The organism is Endozoicomonas sp. ALB115 (assembly GCF_049310245.1).
GTDB lineage: Bacteria > Pseudomonadota > Gammaproteobacteria > Pseudomonadales > Endozoicomonadaceae > Endozoicomonas.
This window is the reverse complement of the sequence record NZ_JBLYZG010000168.1, coordinates 1-1947: the sequence shown is the minus strand read 5'-3', so window position 1 is coordinate 1947 and position 1947 is coordinate 1. Positions and strand designations below refer to the sequence as shown.

Here is a 1947-nt window from a genome sequence, read left to right as displayed (position 1 = left end):
CCGTGACTGAGCGGAAACTGCTGAAGGGGTATGTCGGCCAGGCCACGGCAATCTATGCCGACTATGCCCACCAGGCCGAGGCCATAAAGCAGCAGAACCGGGAGATGATGGCAGCCATACCCGCCGAGGAGTCAGACTCCATAACCTGGCCGGAAAAACGACAGGTGTGCTGCGTCAACCTGCTGGAGACACTGGAGAGACAGTTCCGGGACAGCTTCCTGAACATGACCAGTACGGCGGGGCAGTACCTCCGCTATGATGACGATCAGGATGACCACCAACCCGGCGGTACCTCGGGCCAGCGCGCCACCGAAGTGTCGATCACCAGGAATCTGGCCAACCAGTTCCAGAACCTGTATGCGCTCTACAGCGCTGCCCGTTATGACATGGTCAGGGCCACCGGATTCGGAGGCGAGGCAGCAGAGGATGATCGCTTCCACGGTTACAATGCCGGTGCCATTGGCAGGGCGGTGACCGGGTTGCTGGCGAGATCGGCCAGGATGTCGGCCCCCATCCGGGAGGTGCTGCAAACGCTTGAGAACGCTCTGGACCATGAACATGAGGATCTGCGCACCAACGATAGACGTCCCCCGCAGCCTGATACCGCACTGCAGCGGGCGGTGGAGAATGTCCGGGTAGCGGATGATGAGTTTAACCTGTCGCCACCCATGCTGGACGCCCGGGATCTGACGGTGATCAATCAACTCATCCTGGCCGAGCGCAAAGCCTATTTTCAGAACATTCAGAACACGGAATCACTGAGGGATGAGCATTTCGCGATGTTCAGCGACGTGTTCGACAACTCGACGGATTTGCAAAATCAATTGTATCGCGAGGAACTTCCCTGTTCGACCAGCGAGCAGGGGCTGGCCGACACCTCGGCGCTGAGCGAACTGCTGGCGCGGGCTGCAGACCGGGGACCGAGCATCACTGCAGCAGGGAAAAAACTGCTGAAACTGTATGCCGACCGCACCACGAAGTCCTACCGTACCTATGGCCAGCGTATCAGCAATATCCAGAGTGCCAATACCCGGGCAGTAGAGAACATCAAGGAGAGTGATAACATCATCACCCACAAGAAATGGGAATACCCGCAATGGTCGCTGGCACGACTGGTCTGCTGTGCCCAGGGCCTGCAGGCGATGGACCAGGAACTCAGGAACACGTTCCTCTCGGACCTGAGCCTGGCCGATCAGTGTATTCGCCATGATGCCTCCCATAGCCTGACCATGGGGCCAGATGCGAGCGGCGAGAATCCCACCCGGGAGGCCATGATTGATGATCTGGTCAACCAGTTCCTGAACCTGTATTCACAGTACGGTGAAGCCCGTTTCAATATGATCAAAGCCACCGGGTTCTCCCTGGAGGAGGCGGCAGAATCACCGGTTTTCCGGGGATTTAGCGCCCAGAACCTGGCGGACGAGGTCCATTATCTGTTGCATTCCACGACCGGGTTGTCCGCACCGTTGCGGGACGTTCTCCAGGGGGTGGCGAACTATCTGGATAACCAGGTCACCGGGGATGGCGATAATGATCTGCGCCTGCCACAGGCTGATCGTCAACTGTTGCAGATCATTGACAATACCACCGTCGTTGATGATGAGTACGCCTTGCCGCCAGCAACGGAGGTTCCTGGCGATAGGAGCGCAGTCAACCAGCTCATCCGGAAAGAGAAAGTCGGCTACCTGGCCATGTTGGGAGTACTGGAAGACCCGGAGCGTTTCCCCAGTGATTTCGCCGGTATATTTGAACAGCCCGATGCCTTTGCGGAGCTTTTCCCGAAGGAAGCGTTCCCGCAGTGCCATGGTGGCTCGCGCAAACGTCGCCAGCTGGACAGCCATCGCTCCGGCAAGTCGGCGCCTCCCGCGGATGAGGAGGCTATTGCCAATGACCACCGTGCCCCGGCCACTGCCGGTGCCACCCGCCACGGGGGGCTGTTGTCGGTGC

1 protein-coding gene is annotated in these 1947 nt (G+C 59.1%); it reads left to right on the top strand.

Annotation, left to right across the window (positions count from 1 at the left end):
• A partial coding sequence (locus ACO6VE_RS24370; protein ID WP_422464082.1) for a hypothetical protein occupies positions 1-1947 on the top strand: 1947 nt, incomplete at both ends.